Genomic DNA, 22,451 nt, shown 5'->3' on the forward strand with positions numbered 1-22,451 from the left:
GTGCTTGCCCGCAGGCCCGCCCGCCCGACCGCTCGTGCTTGCTCACCTGCTTGTGTCCGGGCGCGGGTGTCTGTAGGGCTGCCCGTTCGCGTGCGTCCACTCGCCCGCGCGCTGACTCGCCGGATCCGCAGGCCCGGCCGCGTTCACGGGACCGCTGGTGCCCGCAGGCCCACCCGCCGCGCGCTGACTCGCCTGCGCGCTGACCTGGCCGCGTCCGCAGGTCCGGCTGGGCCCGCAGGTGCGGCCGTGAGGGCTGGCCGGCGTTGGTCAGGGTTTGGCGAGGCGGGTTGCCGTGTCGCTGACGCGGGCCAGCAGGCGTTTCAGGTCCGCCAGCTCCTCGGGGGTGAGGTCGGCGCCGAGCTGGTGGTCGAGCTCGGCCACTCGCGCGTCCGCGCGGTCGAAGAGCTCGCGCCCGGCCTCGGTGAGGCGGATCTCGATGAGGCTGCCGTGCATCGGGTGCGGGCTGCGGGTGATGAGGCCGCGGGCTTCCAGTCGGCCGACGGTGCTGTTCATGGTCTGCGCGGTGACCCCGACCTTGCGGGCCAGCTCGGCCGAGGTGATGCCGTCGTGGTCGCTGAGGATGGCCAGCGCCGACTGCTGTGCCGGCGTCATCCCGTACGAGCGCAGGACGCTCTCCTTGGCGAGCTGGGTGGTCTGCTCGGCGCGTTTGACGTAGGCGAGGAGCCGCTCGGAGTAGTGCACGACGTCCATGCTAGCGGTAAATCATCTTGCGACTATCAGCATGCTTACTGTTAACTATCAGCCATCGAACACCCGACGAGGAAAGGCGGGACGTCATGGCGGGCGAGGAGGCCGGGCAGGACCGGCGGCGGTGGATGGTGCTGGTGGCGGGCATGCTCGCCATGATCGCGGGCTGTGCGTTCCAGTTCGGCCTGCCGTACCTGATCCCCGCGCTGCGCGAGGAGGGTCTGTCGCTGGGAGCGGCCGGGCTGCTCGCGGCGGCGCCCACCGCGGGGCTGCTGGTCAGCCTGATCGCCTGGGGAGCCGCCGCCGACCGGTGGGGCGAGCGGTGGGTCCTGGCCGGGGGGCTGGCCGGGGCGGGCGCGGTGCTGGCCGTGGCGACCCAGGTGCGCGGCGTCGCCGCGCTGGGCATCTGCTTCCTGCTGGCCGGCGCGGCCGGCGGGTCGGTGCACGCGTCCAGCGGGCGGCTGATCCTGGGCTGGTTCGCCGCGCACGAGCGCGGGCTGGCGATGGGCCTGCGGCAGACCGCGCAGCCGATCGGCGTCGCGGTGGCGGCGCTCGTCCTGCCCGCGACGGCCGCGGCGGGGCGGGGGTCCGCGCTGGCGTTCATGGCGGCGTTCTGCCTGGCCGGCGCGGTGCTGGTCGCGGTCGCGGTACGCGATCCGGCCCGGGCGGCGGCGTCCGCGCAAGAGAGCGGCGGGTCGCCGTACCGGACGCCGGTGTTGTGGCGGATCCACGGCGCCAGCGCGCTGCTGATCGTGCCGCAGTTCACGGTGGCCACGTTCGCGCTGGTGTTCCTGGTGGACGAGCGCGGCTGGGACGCCACCCAGGCCGGTCACATCCTGGCTCTGGCGCAGGTCGGGGGCGCGGTGGCGCGGCTCGCCTCGGGCTGGTGGTCCGACCGGGTGGGCGGCCGGCTGCGGCCGATGCGGATCGTGTCCGGGGCGATCGCGGTCGTCGCCGGGGTGCTGGCGGCGGGCGCGGCCGGCGGGTCCGCGATCGCGGTGGGCGCCGTGGTGGCCGCGTCGATCGTGTCGGTCAGCCCCAACGGGCTGGCGTTCACCGCCGTCGCCGAGCACGCCGGGCGCCAGTGGGCCGGCCGCGCGCTGGGCATCCAGAACACCGCGCAGAACGCGGTCGCCGCCGCGACACCCCCGCTCATGGCCGCCGTGATCGGCTCCGGAGGCTACGCCGCCGCCTTCGCGCTCGCCGCGGCGTTCCCGCTGGCCGCCATGGCCGTGATCCCGGTACGCGCGGAGCAGCGACGCTCCGCCGGCCGTGGCGACGCGCCCGAGCAGCGACGCCCCGCCGGTCCCACCGGCGACGCGCCCGAGCAGCGAAGCTCCGCTAACCGCGGCGACGCGTCCGGGCAGCGGTCACCCGCCGGTCCCGCCGGCGCCGTCGAGCAGCGGCGCCCGTCCGGTCCGGCCGAGCCCGTCCAGGCGCGATGACTTCCCCGTTCCCGTCATTCATGTGAGGAGAGACCGATGCAGCACACCATCCAGCGCCCGTCCATCAGCCACGCCGCCGCCCAGGCCGTCGTCGAGGCGGCCGTGCGGGCCGCGCGGGACACCCCGGTCGCGTACGCCGTGGCGGTCGTGGACGCGGGCGGGCACCTGACCGCGTTCGCCCGCATGGACGGCGCCCCCGTCATGGCCATCCAGGTCGCGCAGGACAAGGCGTACACCGCCGCCGGATTCGGGATGAGCACCGAGCGGTGGCACGAGTTCATCAAGGACGACGCCCCGCTCGCCCTGGGGGCGCCGGCCGGGGTCGAGCGGCTGGTGGCGTTCGGGGGCGGGGTGCCGATCATCGTGGACGGCCACGTCGTGGGCGGGGTCGGCGTGTGCGGCGGCCACTGGAGCGACGACGTGAAGATCGCCGAAGCGGGCCTGGCGGCTCTCGACCGGTAGGTTCCGCCGGTCACGTCCCGCCCCAGGCCCGCCTCGCGCGGTTCTGGGGCGGCGGCCGCGCGAGGCGGGCCTGCCCCTCACGGACGCCTTGCCGGGGTGAGGGGTCAGCCGCAGTGCGAGACCCGGGTCACCGAGTACGGCTCGTAGACGGCGGCGTAGAACTTCTTCCTGCCCTTGGTGTGGGCGTTGACCGTCATGCAGCGGTACTTGGCGGCCTTGTCGCCGACCGAGCCCTTGCGTACGAACGTGATCCTGACGCTGACCCGGTGGCTGCAGTGGTTGTTGAAGTAGATCGTGGCGCTGGTGTTGCCCTCGCCCCAGGAGAAGTTCGCCCACTGGCCGCTGGGCTTGGAGCACCGGACGCTGTCACGCTCGATCGCCGCGGCCGCCGCGCCGGTCGCCGGGGTCAGCATCACGGCCGCCGTGGCGGCGCAACCGAGCAGGACGGAGACGAGCTTCTTGGGGGTCATACCTCAGCCTTCGGGAGAGCCAGTTCTTGACAAGCCAACCTATCGGCTTGTCAACGGAAGAGTAAAGGCATTCGGCGGCTCTCCGAGCACAGCCGCGTACTAACCGTAGTGCAGATGTGGTGCGAGCCGTTCGAGGGTGTCGACCGCAGAGGGAAGGTCGCCGGCCAGCGGATGGAGCAGGACGTGGTCGGCCCCCGCGTCCAGGTGCGCGCGCAGGCGGCGGGCGACCGTCTCCTCGTCGCCCCAGGCCAGCGTGGCGTCCACGAGCCGGTCGCTGCGGTCGCCCGCCAGGTCGTCGTCGCCGTAGCCGAGCCGCCGGTAGTTCGCCGTGTACGGGGTCTCGACGTCACGCTGCCCGGCGCGCAGCAGGGCGCGGATGCGTCCCCTGGCCGTGACGGGGTCGGGGTCGAGGACGAGGGCCTGGTGCGGGATGACGAGCGGGCCGGGCCCGAGCGCGGCGCGGGCGACCTCGGTGTGCTCGACCGGCTGCAGGAACGGGTGCACGCCGGACGTCCGCTCGGCGGCCAGCCGGTGCGCCTTGGGGCCGAGCGCGGCCAGCACCCGGGGGTAGGCGACGCCGGGCAGGAGGCGGGCGGCGGCCTCGTCCATGGCGTCCAGATAGTCGCGCAGCCCGCTGAGCGGCCGCTCGCCGGCGCGGCCGCCGAGCCCGAGCACGAGCCGGCCTGGGTACGCCTCGGCCAGCGTGGCCGCCGCCGTGTGCGTGGCCGCCGGTTGCCGGACGCTCACGTTCGCGATGCCCGAGCCGGCGACCAGCCGCTCGGTCGCGGCCAGGACGACCGCGAGCTGTGTGAAGATCTCCCGCCCGCCGGCCGGTGACTCGGTGGGCGGCTCGCCCGTCCACAACGACCGGTATCCGAGCCGTTCGATCCGCGCGAACTGCTCGCGTTGCACGGACACCGGCGTGCCGAGCAGCGTCTGGGGCGCGATCCACACGCCGTACGAGCCGAGCCGGTCCCTGGTCTCCCCGAGGTCCATCACTGTCCACCCTTCGCCATTTACGGAGGCAGCCTCCGCTTGCTCCCCGGGCTACGATACGGAGGCAGGCTCCGATTGGCAACGGGTGAAGGAGACGGCATGGACCGCGAGACGACCACCAGGCCGCTGCGGGCCGACGCCCGGCGCAACCGCGACCGCCTGGTGGCCGAGGCCCGCGCCGCCTTCGACCGCGACGGCGTCGCCGCGTCCCTGGAGGACGTCGCCGCCCGCGCCGGCGTCGGCATCGGCACCCTCTACCGGCACTTCCCCACCAGGGAGGCGCTGCTGGAAGAGGTGCTGCGGGAACGGTTCGACGCGCTCGGCGCCACCGCCCGCGCCCTGCTCGACCACGCCTCACCCCGGGCCGCGCTGCGCACGTGGGCGCGCGGCTTCGCCGAGGCAGGCACCACGTTCCGCGGTCTGACGGCCGCCCTGTCGGCGACCCTGCGCGACGAGTCCTCCGCCCTGCACGCCTCGTGCGCCTCCATGCGCGCGGCGGGGCAGGCCCTGCTGGCCCGCGCCCAGCGCCACGGCGACATCCGCGCCGACCTGACCGTGGCCGAGCTGACCACGATGGTGTTCGGGGTGGCGTGGGCCCACGAGCAGAGCCCGCCCCAGGCCCCCGCCGACCTCGACCGCCTCCTCGACCTGCTCTTCGACGGCCTCAGCCCCCGATAGCGAGGCCGCCCGCTCAGCGCGAGCGGGCGGCCTGCGTTGCGGGGTCAGGAGACCGGTTCGATCCACACGTTGCGGAAGCGGGGGTTCTCGCCGGGGTCGCCGTGATCCTGCAAGCGGATCGCGCCCGACGCCGCGCTCTCCGGGAGGTGGTCGCCGGTGCCGCCGTCGATGGGCACGTCGTCGTGCACCGTGACGCCGTTCCAGACGACCGTCACCCGCGCGTCGTCGGTCTTGACGCCCGCGCTGGTGTAGCGGGCCGCGCGGAAGGTGATGTCGTAGGTCTGCCACGTGCCGGACGCGGTGGCCATGTTGCGGTCGGGGGCGCGCTTGTTGTAGATGGCGCCCGCCTCGTTGGCGGCCGGGGTGGTGTCGCCGTACGACTCCAGCACCTGCACCTCGTAGCGTTCCTGGAGGAAGACGCCGCTGTTGCCGCGCTGCTGGCCGGTCACGTCCGGCGGGTAGTCCGGCTCGTACCACTCCACGTGCAGCTTGAAGTCGCCGAACGTGCGCCGGGTGCGGATGTCGCCGCCGTACGCCTCGATGGAGCCGTTCGCGATCGGCCACGTGGCCGCCCCGCCCGACCGTTTCTCCCAGGCGGCGAGGCTGGAGCCGTCGAACAGGGTGATCCGCTCCGCCTTCGCCGCCGTGAGGTGGTCGAGGCTGAGCCCGCCCTTGTCGCCGGCGTCGTACCGGTAGGCGATCTTGTTGGCGCCGCGCTTGAGGTCGAGCGGCTCGGTCTGGACGGCCCAGTCGTCCCAGCCGCCGGTCGCGGCCAGCCGCACCTGCCGGACCTTCGCGCCGTTGACGTACACGCTCACCGACGTGCCCTCGGGGGCCGCGTAGCGGAGCCCGACGTTGTGCCGGCCGGCGGTGTCGGCCCGGACGGTGAACGTCGTGCTCGCGCCCTGCGCCGTGTAGCCGCCGACAAAGCCCTTGCCGGTGTAGCCCTGGTGGTCCGTGCTCACCGCCGCGCCGCCGCGCAGCGCCGCCTGCTCCGCCTCCTGCACCGGGCGGGCGGACACGGTGATCGCGTCCAGGTTGACGTTGCCCGCGTCGCCGCTGTCGTAGGTGTAGGCGATCGTGTTGGCGCCCGCCTTCAGGACGAGCGGCTCGATCCGGGTGGCCCACTGGTCCCACGTCTCCGTCGTGGCCAGCGGCACCTGCCGGACCTTGGCGCCGTTGACGTACACGCTCAGCGACTTCGTGCCGGGCGCCGGGTGCGGGCCGTTGGAGTAACGCAGGCCCACCTGGTACGTGCCGGCCTCCGGGACGCGCACGGCGAACCGCGTCGAGGCGCCCGCGCTCCAGTAGCCGTCGACGAAACCGCTGCCCGAGTAGCTGGCGTGGTCGGTGTTCAGCTTCGCGCCGCCGCTGGGCGACGCGCTCTCCGCCTCGTACGTGGTGTCCGCCACCGCCTGGCCGCCGGCCAGCGAGTTGAGCGTGTACCACGCCTCGGTGCTCCACAGCGGCTGCCCCGACGCCGAGCTGAACGGGCGCGGCGAGCGCAGGTGCACCACGCGCCCCGGCTTCAGCCCGTCGATGGCGAGCCGGACCTTCCTGCCGCCGGCGGTCAGCTTGGCGGCGGTGACGGTCAGCGGCTCCTCGTCCACCTTCGGGCCGCCGTAGGTGGAGGCCGCCACGTACCGCCACTGGACGGCCTGGTAGCGGGAGGCCAGCGAGGCGGCCGTCTCCGCCGACAGCGGCTGGGTGTACTCCAGCTCGAAGCCGCCCTCCACGGCGCGCATCTTGAGGATGTCGAACGCCTTGCCGTCGCCCGGCGTCAGCTTCTGCAGGCCGTAGGTGAGCTTGCCCGGCTGGCCCCAGTTCCCGCCGGCGCCCAGCCCGCCCGCGTAGATGGCGCCGTCGGGGCCGAGGCTGATCCGGTTGACCCCCGCCTCCAGCCCCTGCGTGAAGCGGAAGACCGCACCCTGGTACTCGCCGCCGACCTTCTCCAGGTACGCGCGCTGGATCCCGCCGTACGTGACGTCGCCGAACAGCACCTGCCCCGCGAACCTGCCCCGCTTCAGCACCACCGGGTTGCTCGGCGAGTTGGCGATCTCGTTGTGCGGCAGCCACAGCACCGGCGCGCTCACCGGCTGCTCCTCGAACGGCCCGTCGGGGTTGGTGTAGTGGTTGAAGAAGCGGTCCTTCTTGATGTGGACGAGCTTCGAGGCCGGCAGCCAGCCGCCCTGGTTGTCGGTGACGAACAGCTCACCCTCGGGGCCCCAGCCGATGCCGTTCGGCGTGCGCAGGCCGCCGGCCAGGTACTCGACCTTGCCGGTGGCCTTGCTGACCTTGATGGTGGTGCCCCTGTCGCGCACGGGCTGCGGGTCGGTGGTGGCGCCGCCGAAGTCGATGGCGACGGACAGGTTGATGTAGAAGTGGCCGTCCCGGTAGAGCATGCCGAACGCGAACTCGTGGAAGTTCCCCCCGAACGGCCAGGTCGCCACGGTACGGAGGTCGTCGGCCACCTCGTCCCCGTTGGTGTCGTTCAGCTCCACCAGGCGGGACTTCTCCGAGACGTACAGCTTGCCGTCCACGTACTTGATGCCCATGGGCTCCTGCAGCCCGCTCGCGATCCGCTTGGTCGTCACCCGCTCCGGCGACGTCGCGCCCGTGACGTTGCCGAGCAGGTAGACCTCGCCGAGCCGGTTCTCGGAGCCGCCCCACGTCGCGATCGCCAGCCGGCCGTCCGGCAGCCAGTCCATCGCGCTCACCTGCGGCTCGAACCCGGCCGGGCGCAGGTCGGTGAGTGTCAGGTCAGGATGTACGGACTGCAGCGGCAGCCCGTCGCCCGGCGAGTCGGCGCCGCTCTCGCACTCCTTGCGGCCGGGGGCGGTGACCCGCACCACGTCCGCGTCCGTGCTGAGCACCGAGGTCGGCACCAGGGCGAAGTCGGCGGCGCCGGGCGGCTTCCACTCCAGCTTGAGCTGCTGGCCGTACAGGTGCTCGAAGTGGTCGACGCGCAGCGCGTGGTAGCCCGGGGTGAGCGTGATCGTGCCGTCGATGGCGATCGGGCCGTGCCGGCCGTCGTTCGTGACCACGACGGTGTCGTCGATGCGCAGGCGGGAGCCGTCGTCGCTGGTGAGGCGGAACTCGTACGTGCCGGCCGCCGCGATGTTGATGTTGCCGACGACCTCGGTGACGAACATGTCGGTCAGGCCGAAGTCGGCGTCGGAGGTCCAGTCGATCGTGGGCATCAGCTTGTCCACGTTCGGGGTCTGGCCGGGCTTGAGCGTGCAGAGCTTGGACAGCTCCACCTGGACGTCGTACGTGCGCAGGGTGACGCCGGGCTCCTGCGGGGGGACCTCGGCGTGCGCGGGGGCGGGGACGACCAGGCAGGTGAGGAGGAGCGCTAAGAGGGATAACAGGGGGATTTTCCGCATGACCTATCCCATCTCGGAGGGGGGTGCCGCGTTTGCCGGCGCGGGCGGCCGTGTCGGCGGATGCTGGGGGGTCATCCGCTGGGAGGTGAAGGGAATTACGCTGCTCTGCGCCGTAATATAAGACGAGATCTTCGCCTTGCCCATAGGCTTCCGCCGAAAATCGATGAAAGTCGTGATATGTCGGGGCGGAAGGGGCGCGCGGGCGCGCGCAGGGGTGCGGGGGCGGGCGGCCTACGCAGGCTAAGAGGCGGGTGCTGAGCGGGCGGCGGCCGCGACTTCCGTGGCCTTGCGGACGAAGCAGGCGACGGCTCCCGAACGGGCCTCCTGCGGCCAGGCGACCGACAGCGTGACCGGCTCCAGGTCCTCCACGGCCCGGTAGGCGATCTCGGGCCGCGGGTAGCGGCGCGCGATCGAGGCGGGCAGGAACCAGACGATCGAGCCCAGCTCCACCAGCTCGAAGATCTGCGTGATGTCCAGGGCGCCCTGCCGGGAGGTGGTGACGCGCTCGCGCCGGGCCGCGTCCTGACCGGGGACGGTGGCGGCGGCGACCGCGCCCGTGCCGGCGCCCAAGCCGGCGCCCGCGCCGGTGTCCGAGTCGAGCCCGGCGCCCGAGCCGGCGTGCGGGGACGGGAGCCCCGACTGCTCGACGAGCGCGCCGCTGGGCAGCCGGCGGCCGGCGAAGTCGGACAGCCGCAGGCTGGGGCGGGCGGCGAGCGGGTCGCCGGCCGCGAGCGCGACGAGGCGGGGCTCGGTCAGCAGCGGCTCGTGGTCCAGGCCGCGGTCGTCGAACGGGCCGCTCACGAGCGCGACGTCGGCCCGCCCGTCGCGCAGCGCCGGAGCCTGCTCGCCCCGCGCCCCGTGCACCAGCTCCACCACGGGCGCGATGTCCTCGCTGTGGTAGGCGGACAGGATGCGGGGCAGCAGCCCGGCGTCGTGGTCGGCCTTGAGCGCGAGCCGAAGGCGAGGCTCGGGCCGGCCCGCGTGCCGGGCGCGCCGGACGGCGGCGTCGATCGTGTCGAGGGCGATGCGGGCGTCGCGCAGGAAGACCTCTCCCGCCGGGGTGAGCGTGACGTGACGGGTGGTGCGTTCCAGCAGCCGCACGCCGACGCGGCGCTCCAGCCGGCCGATCGCGCGCGACAGCGGGGGCTGCGCCATGCCCAGCCGCTCGGCCGCCCGCCCGAAGTGCAGCTCCTCCGCGACCGCCACGAAGTATCTGAGCTGCCGCACCTCCAGATCATTCATCTCCGCAAGGCTATCAATACTGATCCGATCGATCCTTCAGGTCCTCCCCGGTGAGCGGTTGACTGGACCCCGCGGCCCCATCGCCGGGCCGCCGACCCCCGTGATCCCGCACCGGGGTCCTTCCTGTCTTGAATCCGTCCGTCATGGAGACATTCATGATCGTCAATATCGTGCCCGCCTGCCCGGGCGCCCCCGTACGCACCCCTCAGTCCGGCGGGCGGGAGGGCAGGTGAAGACCGACCTCAGCCGGGGCTGGCGCACGCACGCGGCGGTCCTCGCGTTCGGGACGTTCGCCGTCGGTACGGACGGCTTCGTCGTCGCCGGCATCCTGCCCGAGATCGCCCGGTCCCTCGACGTCAGCGTGGCCGCGGCGGGCCAGCTCGTCACCGTCTTTTCCATCGCCTACGCCGTGCTGGCCCCGGTGCTCGCCACCCTGACCGCCGGCTGGTCGCGGCGCGTCGTGCTGCCCGCCGGGCTGGCGCTGTTCGCCGTGGGCAACGTGATCACGGCGCTGGCGCCCTCGTACGCGCTGGTGCTGGTGTCGCGGGCGGTCGCCGCGGGCGGGGCGTCGCTCTACGCGGCGACGGCCAGCGCCACGGCGGCGGCGATCGCCGGGGACGAGCGCCGCGGCCGGGCCATCGCGATCGTCATGCTCGGCCTCACGTCGTCGCTCGCGCTGGGCGCCCCGCTCGGTACGGCGGTGGGGCGGCGCTCGGCTGGCGGGCCACGATGTGGCTGGTCACGGCCCTGGCCCTGGTCGTGGTGCCGATCATCGCGGTCCGCCTGCCCGACGTGGGCGGCGGCCCGGCCGGCGGCTGGCGGCAGCGGCTCGCCCCGCTCGCCGACCGGCGGGTGCTCGGCGTGCTCGCCACCACGGTCGTCGCGTTCACCGGCATCTACGTGCCGTACACGTACCTGAGCGCCGTGTACGAGCCCGCCACCGGCGGCCAGGGCAGCCGCGTGGCGGTGCTGCTGCTGGTGTTCGGGGTGGCCGGCACCGTGGGGAACCTGCTGGCGGGGCACTTCACCGACCGCACCGGCCCGCGCCGCGTCGTGATCACCGGCACGCTGCTCCTCACCCTCGTCTTCCTGCTGGTGCCGGCGCTGCGCGGCTCGTACGCGACGGCGGTGGCGGCCATCGCGGTCGGCGGTGTGTTCTCCTTCACCGTCACCACGCCGCAGCAGCACCTGATCATGAGCTACGCCCCGCCGGGCACGCAGCCCATGGCCGCCTCCCTGAACCAGTCCGCCCTCTACCTGGCGGTCTCGCTGTCGGGCGCGGCCGGCGGGCTCGCCCTCGACGCCGGCGGAGCCACGCTCCTCCCGCCCCTTGCGGCCGTGTTCGTCGCCGCCGCGGCCGTCCTCACGTGGCTGTTCGGCCGGGCGGACGCACGGAGGCACGACCGGGCGGACGCCCGGAGGGACGGCCGGGTGACCTCGGAGCCGCGAGGGTGACCTCCGCCGTCGCCTCCGCCGGCAGCGGACGATGAGGCGGCCGGGCTAGGGACATCCCCGGCCCACCACCTGAGGCGCCGCCCGCGCCCGGGGGTCTACGGTGCGGGGACCCGTACAGGCAGGGGAGCGCATGGGCCGGATCAGGCTGTCCACGATCGTCTTCGGCGCGCTCGCCCTGGCCGCCTCGATCATCGCGGCGGTCCTGATCGTCCCGCTGCTGCGTCAGGCGGAGGTCGGCGACATCGATCCGCTCGGCGCGACGATCGGGCTGGTGTCGCTGGCGGTGAGCGTCCCGTCCCTGTGGCTGACCTGGCGCGGCCTGCGCCTGCAACGGGAGGAGGAGGCGGGCGCGGTCGCGGACCGGCTGGCGGGCATGGTGATGACGGCCGAGTCCAGGACGTGGAGCCAGCTGCTCGGGGCGGACGAGAGCGCGATGGACGTCGCGTTCGAGCTGCGGGAGGCGCCCGCGCGCAACGCCCAGGGCGCCGGCCGCACAGGCACGCTGGACGGGGTGATGGACTACTTCCGGGGCCTGCGCCCCCGGCGGCTGATCATCACCGGCGCCGCCGGCTCGGGCAAGACGGTGCTGGCGGTGAAGCTGATGATCGCCATGCTCAGGGAGCGCCGCCCGGGCGAGGCGGTGCCCGTACGGCTGTCCGCCGCCTCCTGGGACCCCCGGATGAGCACGGACGACTTCCTGACCGCCCACCTCGTCGGGAACTTCCACCTGTCCCGCCCCGCCGCCGCCAAGGTCGTCGAGCGCCGACTGGTCGTGCCGGTGATCGACGGCCTGGACGAGATGGACCGGAGCCCGTCCCCCGAGTACGCCTCCCGCGCCGGCCACGCCATCCGCGCACTGAACGACTACCGCTACGCCGACACGAAGGCCGACGTCGTCGTGACCTGCCGCTCCGGCCACTACGAGGCGCTGGCGGCGCGCGACGTGCGGCTCAGGGACGCGGCCCGGGTGGAGCTGCGCCCGCTGCGACCGGCGGACATCGCCGCGTTCCTGCACGACCGGGCGGACGATCCCGGCCGCTGGCGTCCCGTCCTGGACGCCGTGCGCGCCGCGCCCGCCGGCGTCCTGGCGTGCGGCCTGCGCACGCCGTGGCGGCTCACCGCGGCCGCGGTCGTGTACGAGCAGCGCGACCCGCGCGGCGCCTACGCCCGCGACCCCGCCGAACTGCTCGGCCCCGGACTCGCGACGGAGGAGGCGATCCGCGCGCACCTGGTCGGCTGGTTCGTGCACGCGGCCGTGCGCTCGCATCCCGGGCATCCCGGGTACACGGTGCGCAACGTCCAAAGGTGGCTCTCGGCCCTGGCCGGTCACCTGGACGAGGCCGGGGGAGCGGCGAAGTCGGACCTCGTCCTGCACGAGCTGTGGCCGCTGGCGGGACCGCGCAGCGCGCGGATCGCCGGCACGGCCATCGCGGCCACGATCGCGCTGGCCGTGGTCGTGGCGTCGCTGGCCTGGATGCCGGAGGGCTTTCCGTTCGCGGCCGTGCTGGCGGCGGTGATCCCCTTGATCACCTCCAGCTGGAGCGCGACCCAGGACGCCCCGAGCTGGGTCGACGTGGCGCGGCTGCGCACGGCGCGAGGGCGGCGCGAGTTCGCCAAGGGGCTGCTCGCCGGCCTGCTGCTCGCGTTGTTCGGGCAGTCGGTGAACGCCGTCGTCCACGCCTTCTGGCGGCACCCCGACCTGGCCCTGCTGGAGGGGTGGCTGCTCTTCGGGATCCCCCTGGGCCTGGTGCTGGGGCTCATGTCCGTCGGGACGGAGCAGGCGCCGGAGCCGCGCGGCATCGTCCGCTCTGACCTCGTGATCGCCCCCGCGGGCATGCTCACCATCGGGCTCTGCGCCTTCCTGCTCTTCCTCGGATCGGGCCTGGACGGGAGCACCAGTTTCGCGTTCGCGTTCCTGACCGTGTCGTCCGTGTCGTTCGTCGCCACCGCCACCGGCGCGCCCGTCGGCGTCGTCGGGCTGCGTTACCTGGGGCTGCTCGCCGCCACCCGGCGCTGGAACAGGCGGTGGCTGCCGTGGCGGCTCGGCCGGTTCCTGGCGTGGTGCTGCGGCGCCGGGCTGATGCGGCAGGCGGGCGTCTCCTACCAGTTCCGCCACCGCGAGCTTCAGGACCACCTGGCGGACGCCGGGCCTACGGCGCGGGAGCGGCCCAGTCCCAGCCGGTGATGGTGGCGCGCATCAGCCGGGCCGCCGTGGACAGGTGGCTGTCGGCCCCCCAGTACAGGGTCACCGTGCGGCGGCAGCCGGGATCGTCGACGGGGATCCAGACGCCGGCGGTCTGCGCGGCACTGTGGCGGGCGAACCCGGGCACCAGGCCGACCCCGAGCCCCGCGCTGATCAGCTGCGCGATCGCGCTGGGCTCGTCGCTCTCGCACACGATCCGCGGCGTGAGCCCGCGCGCGGCGAAGAGGCGGTCGAGCAGCCGCCGGATCCAGTGCCCTTTGCGGGCGGTGATGAACGGCTCGCCGGCCAGCTCGTCGACGCTCACGGACGCCCGGCCCGCCAGCCGGTGATCGCGCGGCGTGCCCACCCCCACGGGATCCTCGAACAGCCGCACCGACTCCAGGCCCTCCACGGGGATCGGCTGCGAGGCCACGCACAGGTCGACGTCCTGGGCGCGCAGGCGGCGCGCCATGTCCTCGGCCGGGGTCCAGTGCAGGCCGACCTCGATGCTGGGGTGCGCGCGCTTGAAGGCCGCCAGCGGCCCCGTGAGCGTGAGGAACGTCTCCGACGCCAGCCGCACCCCGCCCACCCCCTCGCTGACGGCCTCCGCCACCGCCCTCCGCCCGGCGTCGAGCTCGCCGAGCGAACGCTCGACGTAGTCGCGGAAGAGCCGGCCCGTCTCGTTCAGCCGGAGCCGGCCCGCCCGCTCGAACAGCGGCGCGCCCAGCTCGCTCTCCAACCGGCTGATGGTGCGGCTCAGCGACGGCTGGGCGACGCGCAGCTCGTCGGCGGCGCGGCTCAGGTGCTCAAGCCGCGCGACGACCACGAACTGCCGGAGCGTGTTCAGGTCCATCATGCCTCCCGCGACATAACGTCATAGCGATATTGATCTTAGACAGGATAACTCCGGGATCATATCGTCGAGCGTGCTCGACAAGCGAGACCAGAGTTTGAGGAGGCTCCTGATGGCCACCGTGGCCGACAGCCTGAGATCCGCCACGTCCCCCGCGGGATGGACACTGCGGGCCGTCGTCAGCGCGCACGCCGTCGCGATCGCCGCGCAGCCGGTGTTCGCCGGCGTGTACCTGACGGGTGACTACGACAGCCTGGGCCGGCACGCGCTCGGCGCCGACGTCGTCACCTCCATCGGCTACGTACAGGTCGTCGTGGCGATTGTGATCTGGGTACGGCTGCGCCGCGCGTGGCCGTTCACCGGCACCCTCGCGATCGTGGCGGCCGAGACCGTGCAGTACTTCGCCGGGCTGGACGGGGCGCTGTGGCTGCACCTCCCGCTCGGCGTGATGACCGTCGCGGCGGTGGTCGTGCAGTTCATCGCCGTCTGGCGCCGGCCCCTCGCGCGCCGGATCGAGGCCGATCATGGCTGAGCGCCAGGAGGAGCGCGGGGCGAGCACGGCGGGACGCGAGGAGGAGCGCGGGATGAGCACGGCGCGGCGCGAGGAGGAACGCGGGACGAGCACGGCCCCGCGTGGAATGAGCCGGCGGCGGGTGCTGGGGATCGGCGGGGCGCTCGGGCTGATGGCGGCCACCGCCCTGTCCACCTCGGCGGCGCTGGCCCGGCGGCCGTCGGTCACCGGCGCCGAGCTGCGCAGCGCCGTCCCGCTGCCGCCTCCGTACCAGGTGCCGCTGCCGATCCCGGCCACGCTGGAGCCGGTCGCCCCCGGGCGTTACGAGATCGTCCAGCGGGAGGCGAGCGCGGAGATCCTGCCCGGCGTCAGGACCCCGCTATGGACGTACGGAGGCACGTTCCCCGGACCCACGATCGAGTCGCGCCGCGGTCGGCAGATCACCGTCACGCACCGCAACGAGCTGCCCGTCCCGACGGTCGTGCACCTGCACGGGGGACGCACGCCGGCGGCCTCCGACGGCTACCCCACCGACCTCGTCCTGCCCGCGGGCTGGACGGGAACCACCGCACACGCCGGCCACGCCGCCGAGCCGGGGCACGGCACGCAAGCGGGTCACGGTGCCCAGGCGGGTCACGGCACGCACGGCGGGCACGGCATGCAGGCGGGTCACGGTATGCAGGCGGGTCACGGCATGAAGGACGCGCGGGCGGTGGTGACCGAGCTGACCCGCGACTACACCTTCCCCCTGGACCAGCGGCCCACCCTCCTCTGGTACCACGACCACCGGATGGACTTCACCGCGCCCGCGATCTGGCGCGGCCTGGCCGGGCTGCACATCGTCCGTGACGACGCCGAGGAGGCGCTCGGCCTGCCCGCCGGGCCGCGCGAGCTCCCCCTCATGATCGCCGACCGGGCCTTCGCCGCCGACGGCAGCTTCCTGTACCCGTCCCTCGACCCGACGCTGCGGGAACGGCCGGGCGTGCAGGAGCCGTACCTCGCCGGCGTCCTGGGTGACGTGATCCTGGTGAACGGCGCGCCGTGGCCGGTGCACGAGGTCGACGCGGCCCGCTACCGGCTGCGCGTCCTGAACGCCTCGAACGCCCGCCACTACGAGCTGGAAGCGGTCACCGACGACGGGCGCCGGCTGGACCTCGTCCAGATCGGCGCCGACCAGGGGCTGCTCGCCGCGCCGGTCACGCACCGGCTCCTGCCGATCGCGCCCGCCGAGCGCTACGACGTGGTCATCGACTTCTCGGGCGTTCCGGTCGGGAGCCGGGTCAGGCTGCTCAACCGGCTGGGCACCGGCCGCACCCGTGACGTGATGGCGTTCCGGGTCGCGCGCAAGGCCGCCGACGACAGCCGCGTCCCGGGCGTCCTGTCCACCGATCTGCCGGCATGGCGGCGGTCCGACGCCGTCAGGGTGCGGGACTTCGCCTTCCGTGCCGGGCAGATGCACGGGGGGCGTGGCTGGCTGGTGGGCGGGCTGCCGTTCGACCCGGCGCGGGCCGACGTCACCACCGGTCTGGGCGATGTGGAGGTGTGGCGGCTGGTCGCCGACGTCCACCATCCCGTGCACCTGCACCTGGTCGGCTTCCGCGTACTCTCGCGCAGCGGCCGGCCGCCCCTTCCGCACGACGTCGGTCTCAAGGACACGGTCTCCCTGCGCCCGGGCGAGGCTGTGGAGATCATCACGCGCTTCGACGGTTACCGGGGACGCTTCCTCTTCCACTGCCACAACGCCGAGCACGAGGACATGGCCATGATGGCCAATCTCGAGATCGTGTGACTTTCCGGTAAGTGACATTCCGTAATCGAAAATGAGAAATGGCGATTATAACTGCCATCGGGCGCACTTAAAAGGGGTGATATGGGGTTTACATAAACGCTTTCCATTCGTAATATCCCACTCATGGGAGCGCTCCCAAAAGCCGATTCGGCGATGAGACCGCAGCTTAGGGACGACGTACGGTTCGTCGAATGCCCCGACGGCGCCTACGTCCACAGCGATTACGGTGCGTGCACCCTGCGGGGCCGGCAGGCGTACGCCTGGCTCACCCGGCTGGCCCCCGCCCTGACCGGCCACCACACCCTCGCCGAGCTCACCGCGAGCCTCCCCGCCGACCGAAAGACCATGGTCGAGCGCCTGGTGGGACAGCTCGCCGAACAGCGCTTCGTGGTCGACGCCCGCCACCCCCGGCCCCACGGGCTGACGGAGGCGGAGCTGCGCGCGTACGCGGAGGAGATCGCCTTCATCGGCTACGCCCTCGACTCGCCCGAGGAACGCTTCCAACGCATCCGGCACGCCCGGCTGGCGCTGGTGGGGGAGGGGCCGCTGCTGGAGGCGCTGGCGGCGGCCTGCGTCGGCTCAGGCTGGCGCCACGTCACCGTGATCACCCCCGCCGCCGACCAGGCCGGCTCCGGGCGGTCCGGTGATCGGGGCGGCTCCGAGCGGGTCCGCCGGGTCGCGGATGCGGCCCGGCGCGATCCCGCCCAGGAGGTCCGGACACTGCCCTTCTCCCGCGACCTGCGGACGATCGCCGGGAACGCCGACATCGTGCTCCAGGTGGGCGCGGACCTCGACGAGCTGGTGGCGACGGCCCGAGCCTGCGAGGCCGCCGGGATCATGCTGGGGCAGGCACTCGTCCGCCCGGCGGAGGTCTGGATCGGCCCGGTGGGGCGCCCCTCGGAGACGGCGGCCGAGTCGGGCTGGCACCGGCTCGCCGGGCTGCCCGCCGCGACCCCTGCCCCGCCCGACGAGGACCTGCTGACCGGGCCGGTGCCCACGGTGGTCGCCGCCATCCTGGCGCTCGCCTGCTTCAGCCGCGTGACCGGCCTCGACACCGGCTCGGAACGCGAGCTCGTCCGGGTGGACCTGCGCACGCTCGACACCCTCCCGCACCGCTTCCTGCCCCACCCGCGCGCCACCACCACCCGTCCTCAGCGGGTCGCCCTTGAGCCGATCAGAGAGCTGACAGAGGAACTGACAGCCCTGCGCGCAGCGGCGCCCGCCCACGCGACAGCGCCCGCGACGCCCGCCCAGGCAGCGGCGCCTCACCCAGCGACGTCTGCGATGCCCGCCCAGGCGGCACCCGCTGTGGCGGAGAAGGCGATGGCTGCCGTCGAGGCGGATGGGCTGCTCGCCCTCACCGCCGAGCTGGTCGACTCCCGGCTGGGCGTGCTCGGAATGCTCGACGAGCAAGCCCTGACGCAGTCGCCGGTCGCGGTGTGCCAGGCGGTCGTCTCCGACCCGTTCGGTGTGCTGCCCGGCTGGGCGCCGGCGCGGCAGGCGTTCGGCTGGGGCCCCGATCAACGGACGGCCCGGCTGCGGTGCCTGCTCGCCGCCCTCGCCACGTACGGTGTGCCGGCCCTGGACCACCCCGACGGGGAGGGGGTGGTCTGGGGCGTGAACCTGCCGGACGGCCGGCCACGCACCGTGCCCACCACCGCCCTCCACCTCCCCAGTCCTCCAGCCCAACCGGCCGCGGAGGGGCTGGCGCCGGTCGGGGCCGGGGCCGGGTTGAGCTGGGTGGAGGCGTTGGCCGCTGGGCTGCGGGCCCACTGCGAGGACCTTCTGCGCGATCGCCTCTCGAACGCACCTCAGGCGGCGACGCCCACCGCGCCGATCGACCTCCCGCACGACGAGGAGGCCGAGGCGTTGCTGCGGCAGGTGGCCCTGGCAGGCGAGACGCCGGACATCCACGATCTCACCGCCGTCCTCGGCGTCCCCGCCGTCGCCCTGACGGTCCCCGGCCAGGAGGCGCAGGTGTCCGTAGCCGCCACCCTCCGCGACGCGCTGCGCGACGGCTTGGAACGGCTGCTGCTCCGCTGGCAGTCCAGGGCTCCCGGCCAGCACGTTTACGCACGACCCCACCCCCTGTGGCCTCCGGATGGCGACCCGGCCGAGGCCGTCCGGGTGATGGCAGGGGCGTTGCGCCGGTCGGGGAAGGTGCCGGTGGCGGTGCCGTCGCACGCGGATCCGGAGGTGTCCCGGTTGCTGCCGTTCGTCGTCCGAATCGTGCTGCTCGATGACTGAGGTCGTCGTCGCGCCCGCCGCGGACCCCGGCCTGGTGACCGTCCTGGGGGAAGGACGCCTGCACGCGGCGATCAGGCAGGCACTGGCCGCCGAGCCGGCCGGCGGCGCGATCGTGGTGGCGAGCGACGCCGACGACGTGCGGCCGTACCCGGCGGTGGCCAGGCGGGCGGCGGAGCGGGCCGTGCCGTGGCTGCCGGTGCGGGTCGAGGCGGGCTGGGCGCTGGTCGGCCCGGCCGTCCGCCCCGGTAGGCCGGGCTGCCCCACGTGCGTGGCGCGCAGGCGGGCCGGCAACCGCCCGGACGCGCAGGCCCGCGACGCCCTGCGCGCGAAATGGGCCGCCGACCTCGACTCCCGGCCGACCACGCTGCTCACCCCGCTCGTGTCGCGCACGGTCGCCGCGCTGGTCGCCGACGAGGTGCGCCGGCTGCGCCGCGACCCCGGCTCCGCGCGTACCGACGGCGCGCTGCTGAAGGTCCGCCTGCCGACCGGCGCGGTGCGCCGGCACACGTTCCTGCCCGACCCGCTGTGCCCCGACTGCGGCACGCGAACGGACGACGGGCCGCACGCCGGACGGTACGTCCCGCGCCCGGCGCCCAAGCCGGACCCCGGGACGTTCAGGGTCGGCGGGATCACCGGCAGGGGAGCGGAGCTGGAGCGGCTCTTCGTGGACGCGGAGACCGGCATCGTCCAGGCGGTCGTGGCGCAGGAGCGCGGCGGCGGCCCCATGGCGGTGGCGCGGCTCAGCCCGTCCCGCACGGAGCACGAGAGCCACCACGGCTACGGCCGCAGCGACGACTTCGCCTCCGCCCGCGCCACCGCCGTCGCCGAGGCGCTGGAGCGCATCGCCGGCATCCATCCGCGCAGCCGGCGGACCACCGTCCGCGCCGCGTACAGCGACATCGCCGGCCACGCGCTCGACCCGCGCACGCTCGGCCTCTACCCGGACGACTGGTACGACCAGCCCGGCTTCCTGTTCACCCGGTTCGACCCGGAACGCCCGACGACGTGGGTGTGGGCGTACTCGTTCGGCCGGGACGCGCCCGTGCTGGTGCCGGAGAGCTACGCCTTCTTCGGCCCCCGCCCCCGCGACGACCTCGGCTTCGCCTACGAGTGCTCCAACGGCTGCGCCCTGGGCGGCCACCCGGCCGAGGCCGTCCTGTACGGGCTGCTGGAGGTGGCCGAGCGGGACGCGGCCCTGGCCACCTGGTACGCCCGGCTGCCCGTCCCGCGCGTGGACCTCGGCTCGGCGGCCGACCGCCGCATCCCGATGCTCGCCCAGCGGGTACGCGACCGGCTGGGCTACGACGTGCACGCGTTCGCGGCGCTGATGGAGCAGCGGGTGCCGGTGTTCTGGGTGATGGCCGTGGACGCGCTCGGCGGGCCCGGCCGCCCGTACGCGCTGTGCGGCTCCGCCTCGCACCTCGACCCGGAGCGGGCGCTGCGCCGCGCCCTTGAGGACCTGAGCCCGATGCTGGCCAGCCACCTCGAACGCTACGACCCCGCCACGTCCGCGCGGTTCGTGGCCGACTCCGACCAGGTGCGGCTGCTGGAGCACCACCCCCTCACCTACGCGCATCCGGACGCGTTCGGCCGGCTGGCCTTCCTGCCGCTGGACGGGCCCGCGCTGCCCCTGTCCGAAGTGACGGCCCGCACCGCCTGGCCCCGCCACGACGACCTCTGCGCGGACGTGGCCGAGCTGGCCGGCCGCTACCTGGCCACCGGCCTCGACGTGATCGCCGTCGACATCACCTCGCCCGAGGCGCGGGTGTGCGGCATGTACGCGGCGAAGGTCCTCGTGCCGGGGACGGTCTCCATGACGTTCGGGCACCGCTACCGGCGCGTGCACGGCCTGCCCCGGCTGCTGACCCTGCCCCGGCTCCTCGGCCACCGCGAACGCGACCTGCGCCCCGAGGACCTGAACCCGTACCCGCACCCGTTCCCCTGACCGGCCCCCACCGAAGGAAGCGAGGCAGAGCCCGCGTGCACACGACCACGGCTACGAGCACGGCTACGAGTGCGGCGCCCGGCGCGGCGACGAGCCGCTACCTGGCCGCCATGCGGAACCGGGGCCCGCTGACCATCGACTGGGCCGCCGCCCCGACCCGCCACAAGCGCTACCCGGCCGCCGAACGCGTCCGCCTCCCCTGGACAGGGTCCGGGCGCGGGCTGCTGGGCGAGCTGCTGCGGGACCTGCTCGGGCTGACGCGGATCGTCTGGTCCCATCACCTCGGCGACGGTGGCGAGCCTCTGGGACGTCCCCCGATGCTGCTCGCCGGCCGGCCCGCACCGTCGGGCGGCGGTCTCTACCCGATCGAGGCGTACGTGGCCGCGCGCGAGCCGCACCTGCCCGCCGCCCTGTACCACTACGACCCGGTGCACCACGTGCTGGAGCGCGTCCGCGGCGGCGACCACGTCCCGGCGCTGACCGGCCTGCTCGCGGGCGGCCCTCGGGCGGACGTGGTGATCGTGCTGTCCGCGGTGTTCTGGCGGTCGATGTTCAAGTACGGCGACTTCGGCTACCGCCTGATCTGCCAGGAGACCGGGGTGCTCATTGCGCAGGCGCTGGCCGTGGGGGAGCGGCTGGGGCTGGCCGGCGGGGCGCACCTGCGGTTCGCGGACGGCCAGGTGGACCGGCTGCTCGGCCTCGACAGCACCCGCGAAGCGACCCTCGCCGCCCTCACCCTCACCCTCCCGCCCACGAACCCCCACCCCCCGGCCCCGCACCGCCCCTTGCCTCACAGGAGCAGCCGACCGCCTCCTCGCAGCCGACCACCTTCCCGCAGCCGACCGCCTCCTCGCAGCCGACTGCCTCCGCGCCGCCCCCCGCCTCGCAGGAGCAGCCGGCCGTCTCCCCGCAGCCGATCACCTCCCGCGCCCCTGGGCCGCTGCCGCCGTCGCCTGATGAGCTGATGTCGCGGCCGACGGCGGGCGAGAGCAGACCCCTTCCCCAGGCCATGCCTTCCGACGGCCTCGCCGCGGCCTGCACCGAGCCTGCGCGCTCGCCTTCCCCGACCCGCCCGCCCCCGCGAACGGGCCTCCCCGCACGCTCCCGCAGCCGCCCGCTCATCGGACCGGCCCGCCCGCCACGTCCGCCCGTGCAAGCGACCCACCCCCTTCCCGCCCTCCGGCCCGCGCCCCGCCTGACGGGAGCCGTCGCACGCCGCGCCTCGCCCATCGCCGGCTACCGCCCGGTCCCCCTCCCGGCAGGAGCGCTCGGGGCGGTGCTGGCGGCGGCCTGCGCCGGCTACCCGTCCGACCTGCCCGGCACCAGCGCGGGGCCGGCCGCGACGGCCGTGTGCGTGCTGTCCCTGCGCGTGGACGGCCTGCCGCGCGGCGCCTACTGGTACGACCCGGCCGGCCACACGCTGCACGCGTCGGCCACCTCGATCGACGCCGTGACCACCGGCCCCCTGCTGCCCAACACCCGGGTGGCGCTGCGCGGGGCCGCCGCCGTGCTGATCCCCGTGGGGGACCCGGTCGCCGGCGCGCCCACGTTCGGCGACCGCTGGTACCGCATGCAGCAGATGGAGACGGGCCTGATCACCCAAAGGGCCGCGCTGGCCGCCGCCGCGCTGGGCCTGGCCGCCCGCATCCACTCCGACGGCGCGAACGAGACCACCGACGACGTGCTCGGCCTCGCCCGAACGCCCTTGAGGAGCCTGTCCTTCCTGGTGATGGGCACCCCACCGACCGGCGGGCCCCTGGTGACCCGCCCGATCCCCGCCCCCGTCCACGAGGAGGTGATGGACGCTCCGACGACACAGCGTGACCCGTTCGACGGCTTCGTACCGAAAGAAAACACAGAAGGAGATGCACATGTCCGCTGAGAACCTGAAGCTCGACCTGCGCGGCCTGGAGATCGACTCGATCGACGTCGTGTCGGCCGACTCCATCGTGGCGGAGGGCCACGGCACCATCGAGACCGGCGCTTCGTCCTCCCCGGGCTACTGCTCGTCGTACCTGACGGCCATGAGCTGCTGGGCTCCGGAGCTGTAGAGCCGGCGTCGGCCCTCCGGTGAGCCCGTCG

The 22,451-nt window shown here is 74.2% G+C and carries 19 protein-coding genes; 13 read left to right on the forward strand and 6 right to left on the reverse strand.

All coding sequences use genetic code 11. The features are described 5' to 3' along the window. Window positions 1-267: 267 nt before the first annotated feature. Complete coding sequence (locus KIS93_RS53205; RefSeq protein WP_080046582.1) at window positions 268-702, reverse strand: MarR family winged helix-turn-helix transcriptional regulator; 435 nt, start codon at window positions 700-702, stop codon at window positions 268-270. Window positions 703-797: 95 nt separating this feature from the next. On the opposite strand from KIS93_RS53205, the gene KIS93_RS53210 reads away from it, so the two are divergent. Together KIS93_RS53210 and KIS93_RS53215 are read left to right on the forward strand one after the other, a co-directional pair. Further along, the gene (locus KIS93_RS53210; RefSeq protein WP_186404968.1) at window positions 798-2,153 is read left to right on the forward strand and encodes an MFS transporter; all 1,356 of its coding nucleotides are present in this window, start codon (window positions 798-800) and stop codon (window positions 2,151-2,153) included. A gap of 36 nt (window positions 2,154-2,189) precedes the next feature. Beyond that, window positions 2,190-2,615, forward strand: a complete 426-nt coding sequence (locus KIS93_RS53215; protein WP_080037565.1) for a GlcG/HbpS family heme-binding protein — start codon at window positions 2,190-2,192, stop codon at window positions 2,613-2,615. A 104-nt stretch (window positions 2,616-2,719) separates the two neighbouring features. Here the strand turns inward: KIS93_RS53215 and KIS93_RS53220 are convergent, their stop codons facing one another. Together KIS93_RS53220 and KIS93_RS53225 are read right to left on the reverse strand one after the other, a co-directional pair. After that, complete coding sequence (locus KIS93_RS53220; protein WP_080037566.1) at window positions 2,720-3,085, reverse strand: hypothetical protein; 366 nt, start codon at window positions 3,083-3,085, stop codon at window positions 2,720-2,722. Window positions 3,086-3,184: 99 nt separating this feature from the next. Next, complete coding sequence (locus tag KIS93_RS53225) at window positions 3,185-4,081, reverse strand: TIGR03620 family F420-dependent LLM class oxidoreductase (protein WP_080037567.1); 897 nt, start codon at window positions 4,079-4,081, stop codon at window positions 3,185-3,187. Between the two features lie 99 nt (window positions 4,082-4,180). On the opposite strand from KIS93_RS53225, the gene KIS93_RS53230 reads away from it, so the two are divergent. Further along, the gene (locus tag KIS93_RS53230) at window positions 4,181-4,759 is read left to right on the forward strand and encodes a TetR/AcrR family transcriptional regulator (protein WP_080037568.1); all 579 of its coding nucleotides are present in this window, start codon (window positions 4,181-4,183) and stop codon (window positions 4,757-4,759) included. A gap of 44 nt (window positions 4,760-4,803) precedes the next feature. On the opposite strand, the gene KIS93_RS53235 is transcribed toward KIS93_RS53230, so the two are convergent. Both KIS93_RS53235 and KIS93_RS68015 read right to left on the reverse strand, forming a co-directional pair. Then, entirely contained in the window at window positions 4,804-8,145 is a 3,342-nt protein-coding gene (locus tag KIS93_RS53235; RefSeq protein ID WP_080037569.1) for a 3-keto-alpha-glucoside-1,2-lyase-like domain-containing protein, read from the reverse strand. A 240-nt stretch (window positions 8,146-8,385) separates the two neighbouring features. Beyond that, window positions 8,386-9,387, reverse strand: a complete 1,002-nt coding sequence (locus KIS93_RS68015) for a LysR family transcriptional regulator (RefSeq protein ID WP_080037570.1) — start codon at window positions 9,385-9,387, stop codon at window positions 8,386-8,388. 229 nt (window positions 9,388-9,616) lie between these two features. On the opposite strand from KIS93_RS68015, the gene KIS93_RS66655 reads away from it, so the two are divergent. The 3 genes from KIS93_RS66655 (at window position 9,617) to KIS93_RS53250 (ending at window position 13,027) form a co-directional block, all read left to right on the forward strand. Continuing rightward, entirely contained in the window at window positions 9,617-10,306 is a 690-nt protein-coding gene (locus KIS93_RS66655; protein ID WP_246005500.1) for an MFS transporter, read from the forward strand. A gap of 5 nt (window positions 10,307-10,311) precedes the next feature. Then, window positions 10,312-10,842, forward strand: coding sequence for an MFS transporter (locus tag KIS93_RS63975; protein ID WP_246005505.1), 531 nt, complete (start codon window positions 10,312-10,314; stop codon window positions 10,840-10,842). Window positions 10,843-10,972: 130 nt separating this feature from the next. After that, window positions 10,973-13,027 (forward strand): NACHT domain-containing protein, encoded by a 2,055-nt coding sequence (locus KIS93_RS53250; RefSeq protein ID WP_080037571.1) that lies wholly within the window; start codon window positions 10,973-10,975, stop codon window positions 13,025-13,027. On the opposite strand, the gene KIS93_RS53255 is transcribed toward KIS93_RS53250, so the two are convergent. Further along, window positions 12,993-13,880: a LysR family transcriptional regulator gene (locus KIS93_RS53255; RefSeq protein ID WP_230466054.1), complete on the reverse strand. Its 888-nt coding sequence runs from the start codon at window positions 13,878-13,880 to the stop codon at window positions 12,993-12,995. The genes KIS93_RS53250 and KIS93_RS53255 overlap by 35 nt on opposite strands. Window positions 13,881-13,989: 109 nt before the next feature. Between KIS93_RS53255 and KIS93_RS53260 the strand changes: the two genes are divergently transcribed. The 7 genes from KIS93_RS53260 to KIS93_RS53290 all read left to right on the forward strand — a co-directional run bounded on the left by KIS93_RS53260 (window position 13,990) and on the right by KIS93_RS53290 (window position 22,420). Beyond that, on the forward strand, window positions 13,990-14,409 hold the full coding sequence (locus tag KIS93_RS53260; protein WP_080037572.1) for a hypothetical protein: 420 nt from the start codon (window positions 13,990-13,992) through the stop codon (window positions 14,407-14,409). Beyond that, entirely contained in the window at window positions 14,402-16,177 is a 1,776-nt protein-coding gene (locus tag KIS93_RS53265) for a multicopper oxidase family protein (RefSeq protein ID WP_230466055.1), read from the forward strand. The genes KIS93_RS53260 and KIS93_RS53265 overlap by 8 nt, the downstream gene beginning before the upstream one ends. Window positions 16,178-16,330: 153 nt before the next feature. Then, window positions 16,331-18,424, forward strand: coding sequence for a YcaO-like family protein (locus KIS93_RS53270; RefSeq protein WP_080037574.1), 2,094 nt, complete (start codon window positions 16,331-16,333; stop codon window positions 18,422-18,424). Further along, complete coding sequence (locus KIS93_RS53275; RefSeq protein ID WP_080037575.1) at window positions 18,417-20,369, forward strand: TOMM precursor leader peptide-binding protein; 1,953 nt, start codon at window positions 18,417-18,419, stop codon at window positions 20,367-20,369. The genes KIS93_RS53270 and KIS93_RS53275 overlap by 8 nt, the downstream gene beginning before the upstream one ends. A gap of 35 nt (window positions 20,370-20,404) precedes the next feature. After that, the gene (locus KIS93_RS53280; RefSeq protein WP_186404969.1) at window positions 20,405-21,334 is read left to right on the forward strand and encodes a SagB/ThcOx family dehydrogenase; all 930 of its coding nucleotides are present in this window, start codon (window positions 20,405-20,407) and stop codon (window positions 21,332-21,334) included. A 185-nt stretch (window positions 21,335-21,519) separates the two neighbouring features. Then, window positions 21,520-22,251, forward strand: coding sequence for a nitroreductase family protein (locus KIS93_RS53285; protein ID WP_186404970.1), 732 nt, complete (start codon window positions 21,520-21,522; stop codon window positions 22,249-22,251). Next, a complete protein-coding gene (locus KIS93_RS53290; protein WP_080037577.1) occupies window positions 22,241-22,420 on the forward strand; it encodes a thiopeptide-type bacteriocin in 180 nt (59 codons plus the stop codon). The genes KIS93_RS53285 and KIS93_RS53290 overlap by 11 nt, the downstream gene beginning before the upstream one ends. Window positions 22,421-22,451: the final 31 nt, after the last annotated feature.

This window comes from [Actinomadura] parvosata subsp. kistnae (genome assembly GCF_900323885.1).
In the GTDB taxonomy this organism is placed as follows: Bacteria; Actinomycetota; Actinomycetes; order Streptosporangiales; family Streptosporangiaceae; genus Nonomuraea; species Nonomuraea composti.